Source organism: Lawsonella sp. (assembly GCF_011525565.1).
Classification (GTDB): Bacteria; Actinomycetota; Actinomycetes; order Mycobacteriales; family Mycobacteriaceae; genus Lawsonella; species Lawsonella clevelandensis_A.
The window spans coordinates 49,033-74,805 of record NZ_WVRS01000002.1 but is presented as its reverse complement, the minus strand read 5'-3'; the positions used below and the strand labels follow the sequence as shown (position 1 = coordinate 74,805).

27 protein-coding genes are annotated in these 25,773 nt (G+C 53.4%); 19 read left to right on the top strand and 8 right to left on the bottom strand.

The window, feature by feature from the left end:
- Positions 1 to 321 precede the first annotated feature (321 nt).
- Entirely contained in the window at positions 322 to 3,792 is a 3,471-nt protein-coding gene (locus QZV76_RS02670) for a DNA-directed RNA polymerase subunit beta (RefSeq protein WP_290598289.1), read from the top strand.
- A gap of 95 nt (positions 3,793 to 3,887) precedes the next feature.
- On the top strand, positions 3,888 to 7,841 hold the full coding sequence (locus QZV76_RS02665; RefSeq protein ID WP_290595836.1) for a DNA-directed RNA polymerase subunit beta': 3,954 nt from the start codon (positions 3,888 to 3,890) through the stop codon (positions 7,839 to 7,841).
- Between the two features lie 67 nt (positions 7,842 to 7,908).
- Here the strand turns inward: QZV76_RS02665 and QZV76_RS02660 are convergent, their stop codons facing one another.
- Entirely contained in the window at positions 7,909 to 8,814 is a 906-nt protein-coding gene (locus tag QZV76_RS02660; protein ID WP_290595834.1) for an alkaline phosphatase, read from the bottom strand.
- 26 nt (positions 8,815 to 8,840) lie between these two features.
- Positions 8,841 to 9,158: an alkaline phosphatase gene (locus tag QZV76_RS02655; RefSeq protein ID WP_290598288.1), complete on the bottom strand. Its 318-nt coding sequence runs from the start codon at positions 9,156 to 9,158 to the stop codon at positions 8,841 to 8,843.
- A gap of 459 nt (positions 9,159 to 9,617) precedes the next feature.
- On the opposite strand from QZV76_RS02655, the gene QZV76_RS02650 reads away from it, so the two are divergent.
- The 5 genes from QZV76_RS02650 to tuf all read left to right on the top strand — a co-directional run bounded on the left by QZV76_RS02650 (position 9,618) and on the right by tuf (position 15,139).
- Positions 9,618 to 10,448 (top strand): TM2 domain-containing protein, encoded by an 831-nt coding sequence (locus tag QZV76_RS02650; RefSeq protein WP_290595831.1) that lies wholly within the window; start codon positions 9,618 to 9,620, stop codon positions 10,446 to 10,448.
- 248 nt (positions 10,449 to 10,696) lie between these two features.
- The gene (rpsL, locus tag QZV76_RS02645; RefSeq protein WP_053961761.1) at positions 10,697 to 11,068 is read left to right on the top strand and encodes a 30S ribosomal protein S12; all 372 of its coding nucleotides are present in this window, start codon (positions 10,697 to 10,699) and stop codon (positions 11,066 to 11,068) included.
- Positions 11,069 to 11,070: 2 nt separating this feature from the next.
- On the top strand, positions 11,071 to 11,541 hold the full coding sequence (gene rpsG / locus QZV76_RS02640) for a 30S ribosomal protein S7 (RefSeq protein WP_290595828.1): 471 nt from the start codon (positions 11,071 to 11,073) through the stop codon (positions 11,539 to 11,541).
- Positions 11,542 to 11,668: 127 nt separating this feature from the next.
- Positions 11,669 to 13,777, top strand: coding sequence for an elongation factor G (gene fusA / locus QZV76_RS02635; RefSeq protein WP_290595825.1), 2,109 nt, complete (start codon positions 11,669 to 11,671; stop codon positions 13,775 to 13,777).
- A 171-nt stretch (positions 13,778 to 13,948) separates the two neighbouring features.
- Positions 13,949 to 15,139: an elongation factor Tu gene (tuf, locus tag QZV76_RS02630; protein WP_290598287.1), complete on the top strand. Its 1,191-nt coding sequence runs from the start codon at positions 13,949 to 13,951 to the stop codon at positions 15,137 to 15,139.
- 256 nt (positions 15,140 to 15,395) lie between these two features.
- Here the strand turns inward: tuf and QZV76_RS02625 are convergent, their stop codons facing one another.
- From QZV76_RS02625 to QZV76_RS02600, 6 genes are all read right to left on the bottom strand, one after another.
- Positions 15,396 to 16,085, bottom strand: coding sequence for a hypothetical protein (locus QZV76_RS02625; protein ID WP_290595823.1), 690 nt, complete (start codon positions 16,083 to 16,085; stop codon positions 15,396 to 15,398).
- Positions 16,082 to 16,651 carry a DUF6286 domain-containing protein gene (locus QZV76_RS02620; RefSeq protein ID WP_290595821.1) on the bottom strand — a complete coding sequence of 190 codons (570 nt, stop codon included), beginning with the start codon at positions 16,649 to 16,651 and terminating at the stop codon, positions 16,082 to 16,084. Before QZV76_RS02620 ends, QZV76_RS02625 begins: the two co-directional genes overlap by 4 nt.
- Positions 16,632 to 17,099, bottom strand: coding sequence for an Asp23/Gls24 family envelope stress response protein (locus QZV76_RS02615; RefSeq protein WP_290595819.1), 468 nt, complete (start codon positions 17,097 to 17,099; stop codon positions 16,632 to 16,634). The genes QZV76_RS02620 and QZV76_RS02615 overlap by 20 nt, the downstream gene beginning before the upstream one ends.
- Positions 17,100 to 17,279, bottom strand: coding sequence for a DUF2273 domain-containing protein (locus QZV76_RS02610; RefSeq protein WP_290595817.1), 180 nt, complete (start codon positions 17,277 to 17,279; stop codon positions 17,100 to 17,102).
- 9 nt (positions 17,280 to 17,288) lie between these two features.
- On the bottom strand, positions 17,289 to 17,606 hold the full coding sequence (locus QZV76_RS02605) for a hypothetical protein (protein ID WP_290595815.1): 318 nt from the start codon (positions 17,604 to 17,606) through the stop codon (positions 17,289 to 17,291).
- Positions 17,607 to 17,675: 69 nt separating this feature from the next.
- Positions 17,676 to 18,107, bottom strand: coding sequence for an Asp23/Gls24 family envelope stress response protein (locus QZV76_RS02600; protein ID WP_290595812.1), 432 nt, complete (start codon positions 18,105 to 18,107; stop codon positions 17,676 to 17,678).
- Between the two features lie 546 nt (positions 18,108 to 18,653).
- Here QZV76_RS02600 and rpsJ point away from each other — a divergent pair.
- From rpsJ to QZV76_RS02540, 12 genes are all read left to right on the top strand, one after another.
- Positions 18,654 to 18,959, top strand: a complete 306-nt coding sequence (gene rpsJ, locus QZV76_RS02595; RefSeq protein WP_290595810.1) for a 30S ribosomal protein S10 — start codon at positions 18,654 to 18,656, stop codon at positions 18,957 to 18,959.
- A 32-nt stretch (positions 18,960 to 18,991) separates the two neighbouring features.
- Complete coding sequence (gene rplC / locus QZV76_RS02590; RefSeq protein WP_290595808.1) at positions 18,992 to 19,654, top strand: 50S ribosomal protein L3; 663 nt, start codon at positions 18,992 to 18,994, stop codon at positions 19,652 to 19,654.
- A complete protein-coding gene (gene rplD, locus QZV76_RS02585; RefSeq protein WP_290595806.1) occupies positions 19,654 to 20,301 on the top strand; it encodes a 50S ribosomal protein L4 in 648 nt (215 codons plus the stop codon). Before rplC ends, rplD begins: the two co-directional genes overlap by 1 nt.
- On the top strand, positions 20,298 to 20,603 hold the full coding sequence (gene rplW / locus QZV76_RS02580) for a 50S ribosomal protein L23 (protein WP_290595804.1): 306 nt from the start codon (positions 20,298 to 20,300) through the stop codon (positions 20,601 to 20,603). The genes rplD and rplW overlap by 4 nt, the downstream gene beginning before the upstream one ends.
- The gene (rplB, locus tag QZV76_RS02575; protein WP_290595802.1) at positions 20,603 to 21,439 is read left to right on the top strand and encodes a 50S ribosomal protein L2; all 837 of its coding nucleotides are present in this window, start codon (positions 20,603 to 20,605) and stop codon (positions 21,437 to 21,439) included. Before rplW ends, rplB begins: the two co-directional genes overlap by 1 nt.
- A gap of 14 nt (positions 21,440 to 21,453) precedes the next feature.
- Positions 21,454 to 21,735, top strand: a complete 282-nt coding sequence (rpsS, locus tag QZV76_RS02570) for a 30S ribosomal protein S19 (protein ID WP_290595800.1) — start codon at positions 21,454 to 21,456, stop codon at positions 21,733 to 21,735.
- Positions 21,732 to 22,133 (top strand): 50S ribosomal protein L22, encoded by a 402-nt coding sequence (rplV, locus tag QZV76_RS02565; RefSeq protein WP_290595798.1) that lies wholly within the window; start codon positions 21,732 to 21,734, stop codon positions 22,131 to 22,133. The genes rpsS and rplV overlap by 4 nt, the downstream gene beginning before the upstream one ends.
- The gene (gene rpsC / locus QZV76_RS02560; RefSeq protein ID WP_290595796.1) at positions 22,133 to 22,897 is read left to right on the top strand and encodes a 30S ribosomal protein S3; all 765 of its coding nucleotides are present in this window, start codon (positions 22,133 to 22,135) and stop codon (positions 22,895 to 22,897) included. Before rplV ends, rpsC begins: the two co-directional genes overlap by 1 nt.
- A 5-nt stretch (positions 22,898 to 22,902) precedes the next feature.
- Positions 22,903 to 23,319, top strand: a complete 417-nt coding sequence (rplP, locus tag QZV76_RS02555; RefSeq protein ID WP_290595794.1) for a 50S ribosomal protein L16 — start codon at positions 22,903 to 22,905, stop codon at positions 23,317 to 23,319.
- Positions 23,319 to 23,549 carry a 50S ribosomal protein L29 gene (rpmC, locus tag QZV76_RS02550; protein ID WP_053961745.1) on the top strand — a complete coding sequence of 77 codons (231 nt, stop codon included), beginning with the start codon at positions 23,319 to 23,321 and terminating at the stop codon, positions 23,547 to 23,549. The genes rplP and rpmC overlap by 1 nt, the downstream gene beginning before the upstream one ends.
- Positions 23,549 to 23,833 carry a 30S ribosomal protein S17 gene (gene rpsQ / locus QZV76_RS02545; RefSeq protein ID WP_233404247.1) on the top strand — a complete coding sequence of 95 codons (285 nt, stop codon included), beginning with the start codon at positions 23,549 to 23,551 and terminating at the stop codon, positions 23,831 to 23,833. The genes rpmC and rpsQ overlap by 1 nt, the downstream gene beginning before the upstream one ends.
- Before the next feature lie 309 nt (positions 23,834 to 24,142).
- Entirely contained in the window at positions 24,143 to 25,669 is a 1,527-nt protein-coding gene (locus QZV76_RS02540) for an FGGY-family carbohydrate kinase (protein WP_290595789.1), read from the top strand.
- The last annotated feature ends 104 nt before the right edge of the window (positions 25,670 to 25,773 follow it).

The following is a 25,773-nucleotide window of genomic DNA, read 5'->3' as shown; positions in this document are numbered from 1 at the left end:
TGTATGTCCGGTAGACATAAGTCGAGTTTTGTTATACTATTAACCTTTGCGTTGGCCTTATTGTGTCCAAAATTGGACCCACTGATCAAAAAGTAACTTTTGGTAATCCTCTGGAAATCCTGTAGGAACCTTTTGACCAGGAAAAATGTGCACTTCGAGCGGTAGTAGACGGCTTTAGTTGGAGAAGTCCGAAGCTAGGGTGAAAAGTGTGTAGAGGTCAACAACGGAACCACTGTAGATTACGTCGTGAAAACATTCATGACAGTACCCGTCGGGACTGTTGTGTCTGTCTTTACGCATGAGGTCCTGGAAGGACGCACCTTGGCAGTCTCCCGCCAGACCAGTTCGAAGGCTCAGATCCCTGGAGCCCCCAAGCGGCCGTCGTTTGCTACTATTCGCGAACCACTTGAGGTTCCCGATTTGCTTAGCGTTCAGACTGATTCATTTGCTTGGCTAGTCGGAACGAAGAAATACACCCAGTCTGATTCTGAAGAAGTCACCGGTGAGCAGCGCGTCACCGGTGGTCTCGAAGATATCCTCGATGAGATTTCCCCCATCGAGGATTTCGCTGGCTCAATGTCTCTCTCCTTCTCCGATCCGCGATTTGATGAGGTAAAAGCCTCCATCGCGGAATGTCGTGAGAAGGATATGACTTACTCCGCACCATTGTTCGTCACGGCTGAGTTCGTGAACAACACTACTGGTGAAATTAAGAGTCAGACCGTCTTCATGGGTGATTTCCCCATGATGACCGATAAAGGCACATTCATCATTAACGGCACCGAGCGTGTCGTCGTGTCTCAGCTTGTTCGCTCGCCCGGTGTTTATTTCGACGAGTCCATTGATAAAGCCACGGAGAAGGAACTTCACTCTGTGAAGATCATTCCGTCACGTGGTGCATGGCTTGAATTTGACGTTGATAAACGCGATACCGTTGGTGTCCGTATTGACCGTAAGCGTCGTCAGCCCGTCACACTTCTTCTCAAGGCCTTGGGATGGACAAACGAGTCCATTAAGGAACGCTTCGGTTTCTCTGAAGTGATGATGTCCACCTTAGAGAAGGACACTGCCGATACTCCCGATGAAGCCTTGCTGGAAATCTACCGCAAGCTGCGTCCCGGTGAGCCTCCGACAAAGGAAGGTGCCCAGAACCTTCTCGCGAACCTTTTCTTCAAGGAAAAGCGCTACGATCTAGCTCGCGTTGGTCGTTATAAGATCAACCGCAAGCTGGGACTATCTAAGAGTGAAGCTGATGTTCTCACTCTCACTGAAGAAGATATTGCTACCACTGTTGAATACCTAGTACGGCTGCATGCTGGCGAGACCAGTATGACCTCGCCTGATGGTGCAGAAATTCCGGTAGAGACTGACGATATTGACCACTTCGGTAATCGTCGTCTTCGCACCGTTGGTGAACTTATCCAGAACCAGGTGCGGGTGGGTCTTTCCCGTATGGAGCGTGTTGTGCGTGAACGCATGACCACCCAGGATATGGAAGCAATTACCCCCCAGTCCCTCATTAACATTCGTCCAGTTGTGGCAGCTATTAAAGAGTTCTTCGGAACCTCCCAGCTGTCCCAGTTCATGGATCAAAACAACCCGCTGTCTGGCCTTACCCACAAGCGTCGTCTTTCCGCATTGGGTCCCGGTGGTCTTACTCGCGACCGTGCTGGCCTGGAAGTCCGTGACGTTCACAACTCTCACTACGGCCGTATGTGCCCAATTGAGACACCGGAAGGCCCGAACATTGGTCTTATCGGTTCTCTCTCCGTCTATGCACGCGTGAACCCCTTTGGTTTCATTGAGACCCCGTACCGTCGTGTTGTTGATGGTTGTGCCACTGACCAGGTTGACTACCTCACTGCTGATGAGGAAGACCGCCACGTTGTCGCCCAGGCTAACTCGCCGATGGACGAGAACGGTCGCTTCCTCGACGAGCGTTTGCTCGTCCGTAAGCGTGGCGGCGATGTCGAATACGTCACCCCAGACGAAGTCGACTACATGGACGTTTCCCCACGTCAGATGGTGTCTGTAGCAACCGCTATGATTCCATTCCTCGAGCACGACGACGCAAACCGTGCCCTCATGGGTGCGAACATGCAGCGCCAGGCAGTGCCGCTACTCAAGACGGACTCTCCGCTTGTCGGTACTGGCATGGAACTGCGTGCCGCCTATGATGCTGCCGACGTCATTATCAGTGAAAAAGCCGGCATCATTGAGGAAGTCTGCGCAGACTTCATCACCGTCATGGCCGATGATGGCACCCGTGCCACCTACCAGCTACAAAAGTTCATTCGCTCCAACCCCGGCACATGCTACAACCAGGTTCCGATTGTGGCCGCCGGACAGCGTGTAGAAGCTGGCGAAGTTATTGCTGACGGCCCCTCCACCGATAAGGGCGAGATGGCACTTGGCAAGAACATGCTGGTCGCCATTATGCCGTGGGAAGGCTACAACTACGAGGACGCTATCATCCTCTCCCAGCGTGTTGTTGAAGAGGATGAACTGACTTCAATTCATATTGAAGAGCACGAGATTGACGCGCGTGACACCAAACTTGGTGCAGAAGAGATCACCCGCGACATCCCGAACGTCTCCGATGAGGTTCTCGCCGATCTTGACGAGCGCGGCATCGTTCGTATTGGTGCTACCGTCCGCGACGGCGACATTCTGGTCGGTAAGGTAACCCCGAAGGGTGAAACTGAGCTCACCCCAGAAGAGCGACTACTGCGTGCCATCTTCGGTGAAAAAGCTCGCGAAGTCCGCGATACGTCCCTCAAGGTACCCCACGGCGAAACCGGTAAAGTCACCGGCGTGCGCGTCTTCTCCCGTGAAGAAGACGACGAGCTACCCCCGGGAGTTAATGAACTCGTGCGTGTGTACGTCGCCCAGAAGCGTCGTATTCAGCCCGGTGATAAGCTCTCTGGCCGCCACGGTAACAAGGGTGTTATCGGTAAGATTCTGCCGGTTGAAGACATGCCCTTCCTTCCCGACGGCACTCCCATCGACATTGTTCTTAACACCCACGGTGTACCCCGCCGTATGAACATCGGCCAGATCATGGAAATTCACCTGGGCTGGCTGGCCAAGTACGGTTGGAAGATCGAGGGTGACCCGGAGTGGGCCAAGATGCTCCCCGACGAAATGCGCGATGTGGAGCCCAACACCAAGACCGCAACCCCGGTGTTCGACGGTGCTGAGCCGGACGAAATTGAAGGCCTGCTAGGCTGCGTCCGCCCCAATGCCGACGGTGAAAACATGATGGGTCCCGACGGCAAGGCCACATTGTTTGATGGTCGTTCCGGCGAGCCCTTCCCGTACCCAGTGTCAGTTGGCTACATGTACATGCTGAAACTGCACCACTTGGTTGACGAGAAGATTCACGCTCGTTCCACCGGCCCGTACTCCATGATTACCCAGCAGCCACTTGGTGGTAAGGCCCAGTTCGGTGGCCAGCGCTTCGGTGAAATGGAATGTTGGGCCATGCAGGCTTACGGCGCCGCCTACACCCTGCAGGAACTCCTCACCATTAAGTCTGACGACGTGGTGGGACGTGTGAAGGCCTACGAAGCCATCGTGAAGGGTGAGAATATCCCCGCACCGGGTATCCCCGAGTCCTTCAAGGTGTTGCTGAAAGAACTCCAGGCATTGTGCCTTAACGTGGAAGTCCTCTCTGCAGACGGTGACGTTGTCAGCCTGTCTGATGATGATGATGACCTCGAGAGGGCAGCCTCCAACCTGGGCATTAACCTCTCACACGATGAGAATGCGTCCGTGGAAGACCTCGCTTAAGAGTCTTCGGCTCTCCTGAGCCACCTGAAAGATAGAGACATACACCTCGGTTACCCAACCGGGTAGCCATAATCCCACTGGGGAAAGGAAGTTACGTGCGCGACGTCAACTTCTTCGATTCGCTCCGAATCAGTCTCGCTACGGCCGACGACATCCGTCGTTGGTCCTACGGTGAGGTTAAGAAGCCGGAGACCATTAACTACCGTACGTTGAAGCCAGAGAAGGACGGCCTCTTCTGCGAACGCATTTTCGGCCCTACCAGGGACTGGGAATGTGCTTGCGGTAAGTACAAGCGCGTCCGTTTCAAGGGCATCGTCTGTGAACGATGCGGCGTGGAAGTTACCCGTGCCAAAGTGCGTCGTGAGCGCATGGGCCATATTGAGCTCGCTGCTCCCGTCACCCACATTTGGTACTTCAAGGGTGTTCCCTCCCGCCTGGGCTACCTGCTTGATCTGGCCCCGAAAGATCTTGAAAAGATCATCTACTTCGCTTCTTACGTTGTCACTAGTGTCGACGAAGAAGCCCGCCACAATGACCTCTCCACTCTCGAAGCAGAAGTTACTGCCGAGAAGAAGGAAATTGAGGACGCCCGCGACGTTGATCTGGAAGAGCGTGCCCAGAAGCTAGAGGCTGACCTGGCCGAGCTCGAATCCGAAGGCGCCAAGTCTGACGTCAAGCGGAAAGTCAAGGACGCTGCCGAGCGTGAGATGAAGCACATCCGCGAGGATGCTAACCGCGAACTCGACCGCCTCGATGTTCTCTGGGATACCTTCACTAAGTTGGAGCCCAAGGACCTCATTCTGGACGAAAACGTCTACAACGAACTCGATGACCGCTTCGGTGAATACTTCGAGGCTGGTATGGGTGCTGAGGCTATCCAGAAACTCATTGAGAGCTTCGACCTGGAAGCTGAAGCAGAAGTTCTGCGTGAGGTTATCCGCACCGGTAAGGGACAGAAGAAACTGCGCGCTTTGAAGCGTCTCAAGGTTGTTGCAGCCTTCCTCCAGTCCGGTAATGATCCGGCTGGAATGGTGCTGGATTGTATTCCGGTTATTCCGCCAGAGCTGCGTCCTATGGTGCAACTTGACGGTGGCCGTTTTGCTACCTCCGACCTCAATGATCTCTACCGTCGCGTTATTAACCGTAATAACCGCTTGAAGCGACTCATTGATTTGGGTGCACCGGAAATCATCATTAACAACGAAAAGCGTATGCTGCAGGAATCTGTAGATGCTCTCTTCGATAACGGACGTCGTGGCCGCCCGGTGGCTGGCCCCGGTAACCGCCCGCTGAAGTCCCTCTCGGATCTCCTCAAAGGCAAGCAGGGTCGTTTCCGTCAGAACCTCCTCGGTAAGCGCGTCGACTACTCTGGTCGTTCCGTTATTATCGTTGGTCCGCAGCTGAAACTGCACCAGTGCGGTCTTCCGAAGCTCATGGCACTCGAGCTGTTCAAGCCATTCGTCATGAAGCGCCTGGTTGACCTGAACTATGCACAGAATATTAAGTCTGCTAAGCGCATGGTGGAGCGTCAGCGCTCGCAGGTGTGGGACGTGCTGGAAGAAGTTATTGCTGAGCATCCTGTTATGCTCAACCGTGCACCTACCCTGCACCGCCTGGGTATTCAGGCATTCGAGCCGGTGCTGGTAGAGGGTAAAGCAATTATGCTGCACCCGCTGGCATGTGAAGCATTCAACGCCGACTTCGACGGTGACCAGATGGCAGTCCACCTGCCGCTCTCCGCTGAGGCACAGGCAGAAGCCCGCGTTCTCATGCTGTCCTCCAACAACATTCTGTCTCCTGCATCCGGCCGCCCGCTGGCTATGCCGCGACTGGATATGGTGACAGGTTTGTACTACCTCACCACGGAAGATCCCGACGCGCCGGGGTCTTACCAGGAGGATCTACACAAGGAATGCCCCACCAACGGTTACTACTCTTCTGTTGCCGAAGCCATTATGGCTCGCGACGCAGGAGCCTTGTCTATCCAGTCACCTATTGTGGTACGCCTGACGCATCAGCGTCCGCCGAAGGATATTGAGGAAGCACAGTTCCCCGATGGTTGGAAGGCCGGCGACGTGTGGTCCTGCAAGACTACTCTCGGTCGCGTTATGTTCAACGATCTGCTGCCCGGTGACTACCCCTTCGTCAACGACCAGATGTCGAAGAAGAAGCAGGCCGTCATTATTAATGACATGGCAGAGCGCTATCCCATGATTATGGTTGCGCAAACCGTTGACCGTCTGAAGGATGCCGGTTTCTACTGGGCAACTCGTTCTGGTGTTACCGTTGCTGTTTCCGACGTGCAGGTTCCGCCTGTTAAGAAGGAAATTCTGGCCTCTTACGACAAGCGCGCTAAGAAGGTTGAGAAGCAGTACCAGCGTGGTGCACTGTCCCATGATGAGCGTAATGCTGCACTTGTGAAGATTTGGTCCGAGGCCACTGAAGAGGTTGGCCAGGCCATGGAAGATAATTACCCCGCCACCAACCCGATTCCAATGATCGTGAAGTCTGGTGCTGCCGGTAACATGACCCAGATGCGGTCTCTGTCCGGTATGAAGGGCCTGGTGACGGACCCGAAGGGTAACTTCATCCCACAGCCTATTAAGTCTTCCTTCCGTGAAGGTCTTACCGTGTTGGAGTACTTCATTAACTCCCACGGTGCTCGTAAAGGTCTTGCCGATACCGCTCTTCGTACGGCAGACTCTGGTTACCTGACCCGTCGTCTTGTTGACGTGGCACAGGACGTCATTGTCCGCGAAGAAGACTGCGGTACTACCCGCGGCATTATGGTGCCTATCGCAGAGAAGATGCCCGATGGCACTCTCGTCCGCGATCAGCACATTGAGACCAGCGTCTTTGCTCGTACTCTTGCCGATGATGCCAAGGACGAAAACGGTAACGTCATCGTTGCTGGCGGTACTGACATTGGTGATCCGGAGATCGAGGCACTCCTCGCGGCCGGTATTACCGAGGTTAAGGTCCGCTCCGTTCTTACCTGTAACTCCAAGAATGGCGTCTGTGCTAAGTGCTACGGCCGTTCTATGGCTACTGGCAAGCTCGTCGACGTGGGTGAAGCTGTTGGTATTGTGGCCGCCCAGTCCATTGGTGAGCCTGGTACCCAGCTGACAATGCGTACATTCCACCAGGGTGGTGTTGGTAGCGACATCACCGGCGGTCTGCCGCGTGTTCAGGAACTCTTCGAGGCACGTGTGCCGAAGGGCAAGGCGCCTATCGCCGAGGTTTCCGGTACTGTCACTCTGGAAGAGGGCGAGAAGTTCTGGACGATTACCATTACGCCTGATGATGGCTCTGATGATGTCGTCTACGAGAAACTTTCTAAGCGTCAGCGTCTCCACGTTGTGAAGAAAGCCGATGGGTCTGAAGGCGTTATCGCTACTGGTGACCACATCACTATTGGTGAGCAGCTCCTTGAGGGCGCTGCTGATCCGCACGATGTACTCCGCGTTATGGGCCCCCGACAGGTACAGGTCCACCTCGTTAATGAGGTTCAGAACGTGTACCGCTCCCAGGGTGTGTCTATCCACGATAAGCACATCGAAGTTATCGTGCGACAGATGCTGCGTCGCGTGACCATCATTGACTCTGGTTCTACTGAGTTCCTCCCTGGTTCTCTGGTGGAACGTCCCGAGTTTGAGGCCACGAACCGTGCAGTCGTTCGCGAAGGTGGCAGGCCTGCAGCAGGACGTCCAGTCCTTATGGGTATTACTAAGGCCTCGCTGGCAACGGATTCTTGGCTGTCGGCAGCATCCTTCCAGGAGACAACTCGTGTCCTTACCGACGCAGCTATTAACAGCCGTGTTGACCACCTCGTTGGTCTGAAGGAAAACGTTATCATCGGTAAACTGATTCCAGCTGGTACTGGTATTGCTCGTTACCGTGATATTGAGGTTCGCCCAACGGAGGAGGCACGCGCTGCTGCGTATGCTGTCCCGACGGGCTTTGATGATGGCTTCTACGGTCCCGATGATGCTTTCATCGATGAGACTGGGGCAGCTGTTCCTCTGGATGACTTCGACTTTGGAGAATAATTCCGTATAAATAACTAAAGCGGGTAATGCCTGGAAGCATTACCCGCTTTAGTTATTTCAGTAGTGTTTAGTGCTTTACCCACCAATGCTTCATAACAAGCTGAGCGAAGGCAGTGTTATCGAGGTAGCGTCCGCGCTTCAGATCGTGGTGTTTGGCCAGATTAAGTACGGTGTCAGAGCCTGCACCGTGGACGAAGAAGGGGACTAGCTGGTTGGTGTGTTCGTCCGAAAGCCACTGCATCTGGATAGCTGAACCATCTTTGCTGAGGGTACGGAAGTTGTCCTTAGATGGACCGTTGATGAAACCAGTTTCGTGGTCAGCGGTAACAATAAGAAGCGTATCGTTCCAGCTGGAGTACTTTTCTACCCATGCGGAAACATCGTCAATAGCTTTTATGAAGTCGGTTGTTTCTTCAATGCTGCGGGCGGTTTCATTGGCGTGTCCACACCAGTCGATGGCCCCACCTTCAATCATGAGGAAAGAACCATTCTTGTTATCGTCTAGGACGTTGAGGACGCTGAGGGAAAGATCGGAGAGAGTGGGGACGTCCTTGGTGAAGGGTGTCTGACCTACCTGCTCGAGGGTAGATTTCTTGGCGACAGAACTGCGTTTTTCTTGCAGTGTGGAACCTACTTGAGGAACGCCCCAGACACGCTTCCCATGGAAGTTCATGTTTGTGCGGGCCATGCGGGAGAAGTCTTGTGTTTTCTGGAAGAAAGAATATGCAGTCTGTCCAGATGACAGAGCTCTCCAGTCGGAGGGAGAAATGTAGGTGTAGTCAGGCTTTTTCACACGACGATGGTTGTCGTCGTAGAAGGGATGGCCGGGAGCGATAACAACATCGAGTTGGCTATTAATCATTTGGTTGGCGATGTTGTGGTAGTTCTTGCGGCTCGGTTCGTGGGCAACATACGTAGCCGGGGTGGCGTGAGAATAGGGAACGCTGGAAACAACGCCTGCGGACTTTCCCATCTTCTTGGCACGTTCGGTGAGGTTCTCTACAGGCGGTTGAAAATATCCATACCGATAACGCCGCGAAGAGTTTTATGTCCGGTGGCCATAGCTGTACCGGCGGCGGCGGAATCAGTGGGTTTACCGGTAGCACCTTCCGTGGAGGACCAGTTAACGAACGTATTGTATGTGCCGAATGCGGGGTAAGTACTCATGCTGACGCGTTGCCAGCTTTGGAAACCGGGTTGGGGAGTGTTCTGCGGTTTTTCACCATGCTGGCCTACTTGATAGCCGGTGGTGTTGCGGTGGTACAGATTAGCGAGGTCAAGAGTGTTGTAGCCCATGCCGTCACCAATCATGACAATAATATTCTTGGGGACGCTAGCAGAGCTTTTCAGAGGAAGAGCATGGGCTGTCGTAGCGGGAAGAGCTGCTGCGAGGACGAGTGCTGCAGCTCCAAGAGCTGGTAGATGTTTCTTAGTAGTGGGGAGTTTTTATGGTGCTGGGGAGTAGAAGACCATAATGGGATGAAAGTCATTAAAGCTCCTTAGATGAGGACAGACATCTTCTCCAGGCTACTTTAAATAGGAAAAATTAATATAAAATATAGGTAAATATATATAAAATATCAGGTATTAGCAGAAAAGTGATACGTAATCTGGCGTAATGCAATATCGCTACATTAAGGCCTTTTTCAGCCCCATTCTAGAGAATTCTTGTTATGTAGCTTTTCCACAGTAATAGCTGAAGGTATAAAGTGTCCTCTGACTGTTCAGCACATTAATGAACTATGAGAAAGCAGAAAAGAAAGTAGAAATCTATCTATGACTTCTCCCTACAACACTCCCGACACTCCCGACACTGTAGCTCCTACTACCCCTGATGTTGCATCAGCTAATCCCACCTTGCCAATCTCTACTACTCCCCAACAAACGTACGTACAACAGGCCGCAGTAGCTTCCCCACAGGCCACTAGCCCTATCGCTCATCAACCGGTGGAGGCTTACCCGCAAACTCAGCCGAGCTACGGAAGCGCGCCAGTGTCTAACACTGTGCCGGCCTCTAACACTGTGCCGGTCTCTAACCCTGTGCCGGCTCCTAACGCTGTGACAACTGCTAATACGGTTCCGGCACCTAATAGTATGTCGGTTCCCAATGCTGCACCGGGCTCCGCTCCTGTATATGGACATCCACAGAATAGTTACCCTCAGAATACTTACCCTGCGCAGCAGTATCCGCAGACACAAGCGGGATATGGAGCGGGTCAAAACACGGCGTATGGTGCTCCGTACACTTCTCCAAATCCAGCAGGTCAGCCTATGCAGAACGGTGTAGGTTATAACGGTTTTCCTGACGGTGCGCAGGCTGCCCCGAAGCCAAAAGAAAAGATGATCGCTGCCTTGCTTTCTTTCTTCCTGGGCGGTTTTGGAGCTGCGAATTTTTACATGGGGAAAAATAGCTTCGGTTTTATAAAGCTAGGCATTTTATTACTGACGATCTTTTTGTCGTTCCTAACGATAGTGATACCGCCAATACTAATAATGGTCATACTGGCTGGCACGGCTCTCGGAATTTGGAATCTGGTCGAATTCATTATGATTCTGACGGGTAAAGATCCCTATCGGTGCGATGCTGATGGCGTTCCGCTGGTGTAATAGAGAGCGTCACGGGTTTGGTTTCCAGGCTTTTTGGCGTTAGCATAATTAACCGTGCCCACATAAGTGGGCGGGTTATTGTCCCAGGTAAGCCAGCGAGAGCGGCTGACGCGGTCTTTCTTGCTCAAAATTAGGCTTTGATCTGGACACTTTGCCCCATTAGCTTTTATGGCGTGTGGGGAGCCCCCAGACGCCCTTCCCGTTGCCACAAGGTACGGGTTAACTAACATATTGAGGAAATTCGGTCCATGCCAACTATTCAGCAGCTGGTTCGCAAGGGCCGCCAGGATAAGACTGCAGTTACAAAGACTGCAGCTTTGAAGGGCAGCCCGCAGCGCCGTGGTGTATGCACCCGTGTGTACACCACCACCCCTAAGAAGCCGAACTCGGCCCTTCGTAAGGTCGCACGTGTGCGCCTGTCGTCCGGTATCGAGGTTTCTGCTTACATCCCCGGTGAAGGTCACAACCTCCAGGAGCACTCCATGGTGCTCGTCCGTGGCGGTCGTGTTAAGGACCTTCCTGGTGTCCGTTACAAGATTGTCCGTGGCGCTCTGGATACCCAGGGTGTGAAGGGCCGTAAGCAGGCTCGTTCTCGCTACGGTGCCAAGAAGGAGAAGTAAACATGCCTCGTAAAGGTTCCGCACCCAAGCGGCCTCTCGTCAACGATCCTGTTTACGGTTCTCCGCTGGTTACCCAGCTTGTAAATAAGGTTCTTATTGACGGTAAGAAGTCCACTGCCGAGAGCATTGTCTATGGTGCTCTGGAAATGTGCCGTGAGAAGACCGGCACTGATCCTGTTAACACTCTCAAGAAGGCTCTCGATAACGTTCGTCCTTCTCTTGAAGTTCGTTCCCGCCGCGTCGGTGGCGCTACCTACCAGGTTCCTGTTGAGGTCCGTCCTGGCCGTGCCACTACGCTTGCTTTGCGCTGGCTCGTCGCGTTTTCCCGGCAACGTCGCGAGAAGACGATGGCGGAGCGCCTCGCTAACGAACTGCTTGATGCCTCCAACGGTCTTGGCGCATCTGTGAAGCGTCGCGAAGACACTCACAAGATGGCAGAAGCCAACAAGGCTTTCGCGCACTATCGCTGGTGACGTCGGGGCTGCGCACCACTACACTAGAGGGTGTGCAGTCCAGAACGTTGCGCTTTAGCTACATTCATAAACTGACCTATGTCAAAAGAGGATCCTTATGGATCCATGATCGAACGGAGAGTTCGAAGTGGCACTTGAAGTGCTTAAAGACCTGAGCAAGGTTCGCAATATCGGCATTATGGCTCACATCGATGCTGGTAAAACCACTGCTACTGAGCGCATCCTGTTCTACACCGGTATTAACTACAAGATCGGTGAGACTCACGATGGCGCTTCCACCATGGACTGGATGGAGCAGGAGAAGGAACGCGGTATTACCATTACCTCCGCGGCTACCACCTGCTACTGGAAGGGCCACCAACTCAACATTATCGACACCCCCGGCCACGTGGACTTCACCGTTGAGGTGGAGCGTTCCCTCCGTGTTCTCGACGGTGCTGTAGCCGTCTTCGACGGCAAGGAAGGTGTCGAGCCGCAGTCTGAACAAGTTTGGCGTCAGGCTTCTAAGTACGACGTCCCCCGTATTTGCTTCATCAACAAGATGGACAAGATGGGCGCCGACTTCTACTACTCGGTAAAGACTATTGAAGATCGTCTCGGTGCTAAGCCGCTAGTTCTGCAGCTCCCGATTGGTGCAGAAGACTCCTTCGATGGTGTTGTCGATCTTCTTACCATGAAGGCCTTGATGTGGCCGGGTAAGGTTGAGCCTGGTCAAGAGACCATCATTGAAGAGATCCCCGCGGATCTTGCCGATCGTGCCGCTGAATATCATGAGAAGCTCATTGAGACCGTTGCTGAGTTCGATGAAGCACTCATGGAGAAGTACTTCGCCGGCGAAGAACTCACTATTGATGAAATCAAGGGCGCTATCCGCAAGCTCACTGTGAACTCGGAAGCTTACCCCGTCATCTGCGGTACTGCCTTCAAGAACAAGGGTGTTCAGCCTCTTCTTGATGCCATCGCCGATTACCTGCCGAGCCCGCTTGACGTTCCGAACATCGTTGGACATGACGTCAACGATGAATCCATCGAAATCGATCGCAAGCCTTCCCTCGATGAGCCATTCTCCGCACTTGCCTTTAAGGTTGCTGCTCACCCGTTCTTCGGCAAGCTCACCTACGTGCGTGTGTACTCCGGCCATGTCAAGTCCGGTGACACCATCTACAACTCCACCAAGGAGAAGAAAGAGCGTGTCGGCAAACTCTTCCAGATGCACTCCAATAAGGAGAATCCGGTAGACGAGGCTTTTGCTGGCCACATCTATGCTTTTATCGGTCTGAAGGAAACCACCACCGGTGACACCCTGTGTGATCCCAACAACCAGGTTGTTCTTGAATCCATGACTTTCCCGGATCCGGTTATCCAGGTTGCTATTGAGCCTAAGACCAAGTCTGACCAGGAGAAGCTGGGTGTCGCCATCCAGAAACTCGCGGAAGAAGACCCCACCTTCACTGTCCAGAATGATGAGCAAACCGGCCAGACCGTTATCGGTGGTATGGGCGAGCTCCACTTGGACGTGCTGGTTGACCGTATGCGTCGCGAGTTCAAGGTTGAAGCTAACGTTGGTAAGCCGCAGGTTGCCTACCGCGAAACTATTCGCAAGGTAGTCGATAAGTACGAGTACACGCACAAGAAGCAGACCGGTGGTTCTGGTCAGTTCGCACGCGTTATTATTCGTCTTTCCCCGCTCACCGAAATTGGTGAGGACGAAGAACACTACAAGTTCATTAACTCCGTTACCGGCGGTCGCATCCCGAAGGAATACATCCCGTCTGTTGACGCAGGTGTCCAGGATGCTATGCAGTACGGTGTTCTCGCAGGCTTCCCACTTGTCGATATTGAGTGCGAGCTCCTTGACGGTGCCTACCACGAAGTTGACTCTTCGGAAATGGCCTTCAAGGTTGCCGGCTCTATGGCATTGAAGGAAGCTGCCAAGAAAGCTTCACCGGTCCTCCTCGAACCCATTATGGCTGTGGAGGTCGTCACCCCTGAGGAGTACATGGGCGATGTAATCGGTGACCTTAACTCCCGTCGTGGCCAGGTTAAGGCCATGGAAGAGCGCAGTGGCGCACGTGTGGTGAAAGCCGATGTGCCGCTGTCTGAGATGTTCGGCTATGTTGGAGACCTCCGGTCGAAGACCCAGGGCCGAGCCAACTACACGATGGTCTTCGGATCCTACGCTGAGGTTCCTCAGAACGTAGCGAAGGAGATCATTGCGAAGGCTAACGGAGAATAAATTCTTCGTGGCCCTGACCCCGCCGAGAGTCTAGGTAATAGGAAACTGATAACTAGGCAATTGGCGGAAATGACAGCTACACTAACCAGGTAGCATCTGACCAAAGATCTGAACCAAATAAGAATTGTTGGCGAGTGTTAACAATTCATGATCGTCCAGGAGGACAACAAAGTGGCGAAGGCTAAGTTCGAGCGGACCAAACCGCACGTAAACATTGGCACCATCGGTCACGTCGACCATGGTAAGACCACCCTGACCGCAGCTATCACCAAGGTGCTGTCGGAGGAATATCCCGATCTCAACGATTCCTTCGCGTTCGACGAGATCGATAAGGCCCCTGAAGAAAAGGCCCGTGGTATTACCATTAACATCTCCCACGTGGAGTACCAGACCAAGAAGCGTCACTACGCTCACGTTGACGCCCCTGGCCACGCTGACTACATCAAGAACATGATCACTGGTGCAGCTCAGATGGACGGCGCTATCCTCGTGGTTGCCGCCACTGATGGCCCCATGCCGCAGACCCGTGAGCACGTGCTCCTCGCTCGCCAGGTGGGCGTTCCCTACATCGTCGTTGCTCTGAACAAGTGCGACATGGTTGACGATGAGGAAATCCTCGAACTCGTTGAGATGGAAGTTCGCGAACTGCTCGCTTCCCAGGACTACGACGAGGACGCCCCGATCGTTCACGTTTCTGCTTACCAGGCTCTGCAGGGCGACGAGAAGTGGAAGAAGTCCATTCTCGAGCTCATGGATGCTGTTGACGAAGCTATCCCGGATCCCGTCCGTGAAACCGATAAGCCCTTCCTTATGCCTATCGAGGACGTCTTCACCATTACTGGTCGTGGCACCGTTGTTACCGGCCGTATTGAGCGTGGCATCATCCACCTCAACGAAGATGTTGAGCTGATTGGTATCCGCGACAAGGCCACCACCACCACCGTTACCGGCATCGAAATGTTCCGCAAGATGCTCGATGACGGCGAAGCTGGCGACAACGTCGGTCTTCTCCTCCGTGGTGTTAAGCGCGAAGATGTTGAGCGTGGCCAGTGTGTGTGCGCTCCTGGTGCTTACACTCCTCACACCAACTTCGAGGGTTCTGTTTACGTCCTGTCCAAGGACGAAGGCGGCCGCCACACCCCGTTCTTCAACGACTACCGTCCGCAGTTCTACTTCCGTACCACGGACGTAACTGGTGTTGTTAAGCTCGCTGAGGGCACCGAAATGGTTATGCCTGGCGACAACTGCGACATGACCGTCGAGCTCATTCAGCCCGTCGCCATGGATGAAGGCCTCCGCTTCGCTATCCGCGAAGGTGGCCGCACCGTTGGCGCCGGTCGTGTTACCAAGATCATCAAGTAAGGTGACCTTTCCCCAATAAGGGGTAACAGCACACCTGAGTGCTCAAGCTCTTAATGGCCCGCTTCACATCATGTGAAGCGGGCCATTAGTTATTTTGTTTTATCTCTTTTATTTTGTTTTCTTAGCGCATGGCATGCATGGTCATTTTCTTAGTGCACGACATGCACTGCTGTTTTTCTGTAGACAAGTGTCCTATAGGCAGTGTTCTGTAGACACGGTGTTCTATAGGCATGGTGTGCTATAAACCGTGGGAAAGCTAGGCTTCTTTCCCCTCTCTTGTGGAGCTGCTGTCGTTTTGCTGGGGGAGAGCATTGCCGTCTTTTTCGATATCGGAGTAGGGAATTTCTTGTACTCCTCGGTACCGAGCAGACGATGTTGTTCCATCGGGGCGACGTACTTTATCCAAACGCAGGAAAATGCGGCTTGTGGGACCGCAGTATGCGACGGCAACAGGCACATCAGCTGATACTTGTTCAGCTGTTTTAATCAGTGTCGTCAGCGGCACGTCAGCTGGTGCTTGTACGTCAATGTCTAGTGTATCGACGCCATGGTCGCGAACGGCGTGTGCGGATGCAGTACGAATAATTGGTTTAGTCTCCAGGTCACGCGCTATAGCTCTACCTACATCAGAAAGTTCTATATGAATGGCTCCCCCGGGTTGGTCTCCATCAATAATGAGGGTGTCTACAGTGCGTCGCTTGGATAGCTGAACGATACTGTTAAGGCACAACAGTATGATGATGAGAGCAGTAACGACGAGGGTGGTAAACCACCAACTGGTGTTGTCGGCGTCATTGAGTTGGCTCTTGGGCCAGCTATCGTTGAGCCAGCTGGCGAGGGGGTCCACGCCGGCATACCAGAGGATACACACTATGCCGAGGGCGGTTAAAACGAGGCCGACAAGGAAAGTGATAATACGGACGTAGATTTCAGCTCCCCGGGTCATGCGTGCTGACCTCCCTTTTTAACAGGGCGAATGGTGAGTTCCAGCGGATGGTTCACGTATTCCAATTGTGCATTTACAGCTTGTCGTACGCGTTCCACAACATCATCGGGTGTGGGGCCGGCGGTGTAGATGGACACGGTAACTTTTTTGTTGCTAGCGACTGTGCTGGCGCGGGTAACTCCGTATACTTCTTGTGCGGTGTGGGTGCATAGTCTGCAAACGTCGGTGGGGCGCATCCAGACTGCGGCAGAACTGTGGATGGGGAAGTAGCGCACGGCGGCTGGCATACAGGCACCGATGAGCGTGATAACTCCAACTAGCACAAGAATAATTCCAGCGGGAAGAACCCACGTGCCGTAGTGCATATCTCCAATGGCTGATGAGACTGTCCCTAGCCATGATGGACCGCCGATATGGCCTTTTGCGACTATTGCGTCGTGGATAGCAATACCTGCCACAACAAGGAATAGGACGGTAAGAAACCAGACGAATCCAGCGGAACCAGGTCGAGCTTTGGGAGGACGTGGTTGTTTAGTGAGATCGTGGTCAATTGGCTGGGTCATCATTGTCTTCTTCCTGTTCGTCGCAGGGGGCAACAACGTGTTTTACGTGTGGAGAACTATCTAAATCTGCAAGGTCTGCAAGAGTGATACGGGGTGATCGAGAGGTGGATCCTGCAGCGGGCTCGGTAGTGATGGTGTCTACGAATACGGAGACTTCCGTCACTTGTGCATCCATGTAGGCCTCTAGATGGGATCGCACTACTTCGCGTACGCTTCGAGCTACTTGTGCTACGGGGGCAGGCCAGCTTACTGCAATGTGTACTTCAGCAGCGATATATGGACCGTCGGTGGTGATATCGGCTTGCGGAAGAGTTTTGCTCAGTACACTTCGTACTCCTGCTGCTTTTTCAACGCATCCGGGAACAGTGAGGGCTGCTTGGCGAATAATTTGGTTAGTGACGGATTGCTCGATGCGGAGAGATCCTGTCGCTATTGATGAGGGGGAGTCCATTTATCCACGCCCACGGTTGGTAAACATGGCCCGTACGTCGATCTTGCCTTCTATTTGGGCGCCGATAAGGCCTCCTATGGCCCCTAGGAGGATAGCGACGAGGAAGAAGGGGAATCCTCCAGTTGTCCAGGCCAGGGTAAGGAGTATGCCGACGATGACACCATACAAGGTTATTGACATGGATTTCTCCTAAGTTTCTGAGGTGGGTGTGGGCTCCACTAAATCATTAATGTAAACATCCACGGGAACATCTGCGTAGCGGGTGATGGCTTTGCGTACTGTGTTCGCTAGTTTTAGCAGATGGTAGGGCCAGCGGGCGACTAATGCCACGTGTAGATGCCCACTGTCAGAGTCGTATGAAATACCTTTAACAACACCTAGTGGTGTGTAGGTGGAGTTCTCTCCAAAATGCCCACCGTCAAGATGGTCAACACCGGGAATCTGTGACACGACCTTAGAGAGTTTCCTGGCGAGCTCATCGGTGAGTGTAAAAGGTGTGGTTGTCATGGAGATAAGTCACCCTTCGTTGTGTCCGAGAATCGTCTGCATGGACGAAAGGGAAAACGCTAGAGTTCGTTAGTTGACACGTGGTTCCGTCTCTTCGGCTTTATCGTCGTTGGGGAGATGAATATCGATGACGGAGACGTTAACTTCTGTGACTTTCAGTCCGGTCATTCCTTCCACTGCGGAAATGATGTTTTTACGGATTGCGGCAGCTAGTTGATGGATAGCTACGCCGTATTCAGCGACGATGGTGACGTCGACGGCGGCTTCGGTTTCTCCAACTTCGACGGAGATGCCTTGTTGGACGTCGGTGGAGGAGCCGGGGATATGGTCACGAATTGCGCCAGCTAGCCGTGCGGGGCCGTTGCCGAGATCATGGACGCCGGGAACTTCGCGAGTTGCGACACCCGCAATTTTGGCGACGACGACATCTGCGATGACGGTTTGTCCGCGGTCGGTAAGTTCAGTGGATTTCGTGGCGGAGGTGTTTTTGGTGTCGGGCATTAGCATTCCTTAGAGCTGTCGAGCCAGCTGTTTCAAAGGTGTGCTCCAACGGAATGGAATCCTGTGAACAGCAGGGCAATAAAGACCTGGGGTACGTGTGAAATTCTAGGGTGGGGGAGTTATTTTCTCTCCCAGTTCCAAGATAGCGTGCCGTGACGATATACGCAGTCGTTTTGCCTTTTTGTGCTGAGTGATGCATACTATTCAGGTTGCTTTAACAGGGCAGACGTTTGTGCCATATCTCACGAAGGCCAACTGAGCGCTGGTAAAGCGAGCACGCATGTGATGTGTTCCAGGTTTTCACAAGACGAAGAGTTTGTTCTTGTTGTCTATGGGAATCGGACACATCGTTAAAGGTGATCGGGCGACACGCCCGAGCGCGTGGAACGACGGCGTGACAGATGAACAGCGGATTCGGAACCCCTCGCGGCTCTTCCGGGAAACGGTGTCATCGGTCGATGCCGACGATCACCTGAGGAAGGTGCGATACCTGTGATCGCACAGAGTAAGACAGACCCACTTTGTGGGTGAAGGAAGAGGACAAGCGTGGCGGGACAAAAGATCCGCATCCGGCTAAAGGCCTATGACCACGAAGCTATCGATGCTTCTGCGCGCAAGATCGTCGAGACGGTTACCCGTACCGGCGCCAGCGTGGTCGGCCCGGTGCCGCTGCCTACCGAGAAGAACGTGTACTGCGTCATCCGCTCGCCCCATGAGTACAAGGACTCACGCGAGCACTTCGAGATGCGCACCCACAAGCGCCTCATCGATATTCTCGACCCGACGCCGAAGACTGTTGATGCCCTTATGCGCATCGACCTTCCGGCTAGCGTCGACGTCAACATTCAGTGAGCTTGGAAAACGGCATCGGAGCAGAGAAACCAATGAGTGAAACCGAGATTAAGGGCATCCTGGGCAATAAGCTCGGCATGACCCAGGTCTTCGACGAACAGAACCGGGTTGTCCCCGTTACTGTCGTCAAGGCTGGGCCTTGTGTCGTAACCCAGGTTCGCACCGAAGAGACCGATGGCTACAACGCCGTCCAGATCGCATTCGGCGCCATCGACCCCCGTAAAGTGACTAAGCCTATGGCTGGCCACTTCGCAAAGGCCGGTGTTACGCCGCGTCGCCACATCGCCGAAATCCGTTTTGCGGATGCCGATGCGGCTGCTAACTATGAGGTGGGTCAGGAACTCACCGCCGATATCTTCGAAGCGGGAGCTTTCGTCGACGTTACCGGTACCTCTAAAGGTAAGGGATACGCCGGTACGATGAAGCGCCACGGCTTCGCCGGACAGGGTGCCGCACACGGTACTCAGGCCGTGCACCGTCGTCCTGGTTCTATTGGCGCTTGCGCCACCCCAGGTCGTGTCTTTAAGGGCATGCGCATGTCTGGTCGTATGGGCGGAGATCGTGTTACCGCCTTGAATTTGAAAGTCCAGAAGGTGGATACCGAATCTGGTCTCCTCCTCATCAAGGGCGCTATTCCCGGTCCTAAGGGATGCCTCGTGATGGTGAAGTCCGCTGTGAAGGGTGGTGCGAAGTAATGGCTCTTACACTTGACGTCCGCACCCCGGATGGCAAAACCGCGGGAACCGTTGATCTCCCTGCCGACATTTTCGACAAGGAACCCAACATCTCCCTTATGCACCAGGTTGTTGTCGCACAGCAGGCTGCTGCTCGCCAGGGAACACATGCTACGAAGACTCGCGGCATGGTTTCCGGTGGTGGTAAGAAGCCATTCCGTCAGAAGGGCACTGGTCGTGCACGTCAGGGTTCTACCCGTGCACCACAGTTCACCGGTGGTGGTACCGTATTCGGCCCGCAGCCGCGTGACTACACCAAGCGCGTACCTAAGAAGATGAAGGCTGCCGCTCTCGCCGGCGCTCTCACCGATCGTGTACGCAATGATCGCATGTTTGTCATCAGTGAGCTTGTCGAAGGACAAACTCCTTCCACCAAGTCTGCACAGAAATTCCTGGCAGGCTTGACTGATCGCACCAAGTTCCTTCTCGTCCTCGGACGCGAGGATCTGGCTGCGTGGAAGTCTGTTGCAAACCTCAACTACGTCCACCCGATTGCTGCTGATCAGCTCAACACCTACGACGTGTTGAATGCTGACGACGTGGTCTTCACGGTGGAAGCTCTCAATACTTTTGTTTCCGCAAAGCAGCCTAAGGAGGAGACCAAGTGAGCACTATCGCAAATCCTCGCGACATCATCTTGGCCCCGGTAGTCTCCGAGAAGGCTTATGGTCTTATGGAGCAGAACGTCTACACGTTCTATGTCGCTCCGGAAGCTAATAAGACTCAGATTAAGATCGCCATCGAAGAGATCTTTGGAGTCAAGGTTGCCAATGTGAATACCGTCAACCGTCAGGGCAAGCGCAAGCGTTCCCGCACTGGCTATGGCCAGCGTAAGAGCACTAAGCGCGCAATTGTTACCCTTGCTGAGGGTAGCGAGCCTATCGAGATCTTCGGAGGAGCGGCTTCCTAATGGCTATTCGTAAGTACAAGCCGACGACCCCCGGTCGTCGTGGCTCGAGCGTCTCCGATTTTGCTGAGATTACCCGCTCGAATCCTGAAAAGTCTCTGCTCCGTCCTCTTTCCAAGACCGGTGGTCGTAACGTCCACGGACGTATTACTACTCGTCACAAGGGCGGCGGACATAAGCGTCAGTACCGCATCATCGACTTCAAGCGTGTCGACAAAGACGGCGTGAAGGCCAAGGTTGCTCATATCGAGTACGACCCCAACCGCACTGCTAACATTGCTCTTCTGCACTACGTCGATGGCGAGAAGCGCTACATCATTGCCCCTAAGGGTCTCCAGCAGGGTGCAATTGTTGAATCCGGCCCAAATGCCGACATTAAGCCCGGTAATAACCTGCCGCTTCGCAACATCCCCGTCGGCACCACCCTTAACTGTGTGGAATTGAAGCCGGGCGGCGGTGCAAAGCTTGCTCGTTCCGCTGGTGCTGGTATTCAGCTACTTGGTCGTGAAGGTGCGTATGCTTCCTTGCGTATGCCCTCCGGCGAAATCCGCCGTGTCGATGTGCGCTGCCGCGCTTCTATCGGCGAAGTTGGCAACGCTGAGTGGATCAACATCGACTGGGGTAAAGCCGGTCGTATGCGTTGGAAGGGCGTTCGCCCGACCGTCCGCGGTGTTGTTATGAACCCGGTTGACCACCCGCATGGTGGTGGTGAAGGTAAGACCTCTGGTGGTCGTCACCCGGTCAGCCCGTGGGGTCAGCCCGAGGGTCGTACCCGTAAGCCCAACCGTCCCAGCGATCCGCTTATTACGCGTCGTCGTCGCACTGGTAAGAACCATTAAGGAGGGAATGAAGTATGCCTCGTAGCCTTAAGAAAGGCCCATTCGTAGACGAACACCTCCTTGCTAAGGTGGACGCCCAAAACGAAAAGGGTACCCAGCAGGTTATTAAGACCTGGAGCCGTCGCTCCACTATCCTGCCCGATTTCATCGGCCACACTTTTGCTGTGCATGATGGTCGCAAGCATGTCCCCGTTTTCATCACCGACTCCATGGTTGGTCACAAACTGGGTGAGTTTGCCCCTACCCGCACTTTTAAAGGTCACATCAAGGATGACCGGAAGGGTACGCGTCGATGAGCACTGAAAACATGGATGAGCGCACGAGCGCTCGCGCAACTGCCAAGTTCGTTCGCGTGGCTCCGTTCAAGGCCCGTCGTGTGATCGATCTGATTCGTGGTAAGTCCGTCGATGAAGCAGCTTCTATCCTGCGGTTTGCTCCGCAGTCTGCATCTGAGCCGGTCGCGAAGGTTCTCGCCTCTGCCGTGGCAAATGCTGAGAATAACTTCAACCTAAATCCCGCTGATCTCGTGGTCTCCGTCGCCTATGCGGATGAAGGCCCGACGATGCGTCGATTCCAGCCGCGCGCCCAGGGTCGTGCTTTCCATATTCGGAAGCGCACGAGCCACATCACCATTGAGGTCGCACTGCGCTCCGCCGTTGCAGACCGCAAGAGCCAGAAGGGAAGTGCTCGCTAGTGGGTCAGAAAATTAACCCTGTAGGCTTCCGCCTGGGTATTACCTCCGATTGGAAGTCGCACTGGTACGCCGACAAGCAGTACGCTGAGTACGTTGCCGAGGACATTAAGATCCGCAAGTTCCTGAGCGAAAACCTGGAGCGTGCTGGCGTGTCCGCTATCGACATCGAGCGCACCCGCGATCGCGTCCGCGTTGATATTCACACTGCCCGCCCGGGCATCGTCATTGGGCGTCGTGGTGCTGAAGCTGAGCGTATTCGTGGAGAGCTGGAAAAGCTCACCTCGAAGCAGGTTCAGCTCAACATCCTCGAAGTGAAGAATATTGATGCTGACGCTCAGCTGGTTGCACAGTCTATTGCTGAACAGCTTTCCAACCGCGTGGCTTTCCGTCGCGCTATGCGTAAAGCCATCCAGTCCGCTATGCGTCAGCCCCAGGTCAAAGGCATTAAGATTGTGTGCTCTGGCCGTCTGGGTGGCGCTGAAATGTCTCGTTCCGAGCGTTACCACGAAGGCCGTGTGCCCCTGCACACTCTTCGCGCAGAGATCGACTATGGCACCTTTGAAGCCCGTACCACTTTCGGACGCATTGGTGTGAAGGTATGGATCTACAAGGGTGACGTTGTCGGAGGCCGTCGTGAATCCGCCATGGCTATACAGGAAGCAGAGCGTAACCGTCGTGGAGGACGTTCCCGTCGTGGAGGACGTTCTTCCAACCGCCGCAATTCTTCCCGTAATGCCGCAGCTGACCAGAAGAAGGAGGCATAACAACAATGCTTATCCCTCGTCGTGTCAAGCATCGCAAGCAGCACCGTCCGGTACGTACCGGTATCTCTAAGGGTGGAAATAAACTTACCTTTGGTGATTACGGTGTGCAGGCTCTGGAGCCGGTCTACTTGACCAACCGCCAGATTGAAGCTGCTCGTATTGCTATTAACCGCCACATCAAGCGTGGCGGCAAGGTCTGGATTAACGTCTTCCCGGACCGTCCACTCACCAAGAAGCCTGCCGAAGTCCGAATGGGTTCCGGTAAAGGCGCCGTTGAATGGTGGGTTGCCAATATCAAGCCCGGCCGAATTCTCTTCGAGATTTCTTACCCGGACGAGGCTGTTGCTCGCGAGGCCCTGCGCCGCGCCCAGCATAAGCTTCCTATTAAGACCCGTATCGTCGCTAGGGAGGAGCAGTTCTAATGGCACTCGGAACTTCTGCCGCTGAGCTGCGTGAGCTCAGCAATGCCGACCTCGAAGCAAAGCTTCGTGAGTCCAAGGAGGAGCTGTTCAACCTCCGTTTCCAGCTTGCTACTGGCCAGCTGGATAACAATCGCCGACTCGGTGTCGTCCGCAAGGACATTGCCCGCATCTACACCGTACTGCGCGAGCGTGAGCTCGGCCTCAGTGCTGTCCCGGGCGGTGACGAGTAATGAAGGAAAATACCGTGGCTAACGACACTGAAGAGCGTGGACGTCGTAAAGTTCGTATCGGCTATGTCGTGTCCGACAAGATGGACAAGACTGTCGTTGTAGAACTTGAAGATCGCGTTAAGCACCCGCTTTATGACAAGATTATTCGCCGTACTTCTCGCGTGAAGGCTCACGATGAGAACAACACCGCTGGTATTGGCGACCGCGTGCGTATTATGGAAACTCGCCCGCTGTCTGCTACCAAGCGCTGGCGTCTTGTTGAGATCCTTGAGAAAGCTAAGTAAATACCTTAGTGGCTCTCACTAGTTCATCTAGGAGAGATAGAGAATACAATATGGAACTGCCCCACACGGATGACGTGTGGGGCAGTTCCATATATGTAATGAGGACATGTTTGTCATATAAACGCGTTACATAGATACAAGGCTGGACCAGTATTGTTGGACCAGTGTTAATGGTTATGAATAGTTCTGAAAGAGCGTGCGATAAGCACTATTCCATTATTTGATCGAACTAAAGATATATGAATAGAGTGGAGAGAAACACTATTCCCGCCTGAAGGGTTTGTCATGGGAAAAGACTATTTAGCTGTCATGGATATCGGAACGCAGAGTAGTCGCGTTATCGTTTTCGATACTCACGGTAACGTTATTTCCCAGGCAAGTCGTACAGCTCAACCGTATTACTCACAACAACCTGGTTGGGCAGAAATGCCTTCTGATCAAGTGTGGAATGACTGCAAGGATATTCTTACAGAGGTCACCCGTGAGCTGGGGGATGAGAAGAAGAATATTCGCTCGCTTGCTATTACAGCGAATCGCGACAACATTATGCCGCTTGACAAGAACCTCACCCCTTTGCGGGATTGGATTATCTGGCTAGATAAAAGACAGACGCCAGAAGCTGTCCATGCTATTCACCATAAGGCCACGATGAAAACGCGTCTTGTCTCCGGTGTAGCACGTGGACTTATGGATTATGCTGCCTCTAATTCAAAATTCAATTGGATTAAATATCATGAGCCAGAAGTCCATCAACAAGCCGCATATTATTGCACTCTTTCCGGCTATCTAACATTAAAACTTACTGGTAACACTGCTGACGCTACTGGTATGCAGTGTGGTTACCTCCCCTTCGACACCGCCCACGAAACGTGGTTCGCGTTTGATTTTATGTACGAGGTCTTTGGGGTACGTCGAGATCAAATGTTCACCTTGGTAAAACAAGGGGATATTTTAGGCACAATTACCACAGAGGCAGCTCAAGCTACCGGACTTCCCGAGGGCTTACCCGTCGTCGCAACGGCAGGGGATAAGCAGGTTGAATCTTTAGGTGCGGGAGCCTTTACCCCGCGGGAAGCTGTTATCTCATACGGTACTATGGCGTCCCTATCTGTCATGATGAATAAACCCGTCAGCGATCTTCACTTCAAATTCAATACATTTCCGGGAGCATTACCGAAGAAGTGGAACGCAGAATTCCATATTTATCGAGGGTATTGGCTTATTACGTGGCTTTATTGGCAGTATGCAGGCCATTATGAAAGCTATGACGAGTTTTTAAGTGAAATGACGACGGCTGCGCAGTCTGTTCCGCCAGGTTCCCGTGGTCTTTTCTTATTCCCCTTCTTTACACAACATGAAGGGTTCCACCCGGATGCGCGTGGCTCTATTGTGGGTCTTACCGACACACATCGGCGCGAGGATATTTATCGCTGTTTCCTGGAGGGAATCGCATTCGCTATGCGCCAGGGACTTGATGTTATAGAGAAGGCCTCTCATCAGAAAACGAAGCGTGTTATTGTCTGCGGCGGTGGTTCTCAATCCGATGTGGGTATGCAGATTACTGCAGATATTCTTAACCGCCCCACAGTTCGTCTCGACAATGTAGAAGTGTGCGCTATCGGTGCTGCTATTCTTGGCGGTAAAGCAGTTGGCGTTTTTAAAAATGTTGAAGAGGGAATTAACGCCATGCGTAGAGAGGCACGTGTGTTTATGCCGCACGCTGCCAACGTGGCAATCTACGAAGACATCTATGAGAATGTCTATCTACCGTATTACAAGAACAATGAGGATGCTTTCCGTGTTCTTAATAAGTACGGCACTCTCGAGAAGAGATAGATTGATAGCTTGATAGCTTATTAGTGCGCCTGTCTCGTCATCAAGGCAACACATTTCTCTACATTCCTTTAGATGCTTGTCTCCTCTAAAAAGGTGGAGTAGAT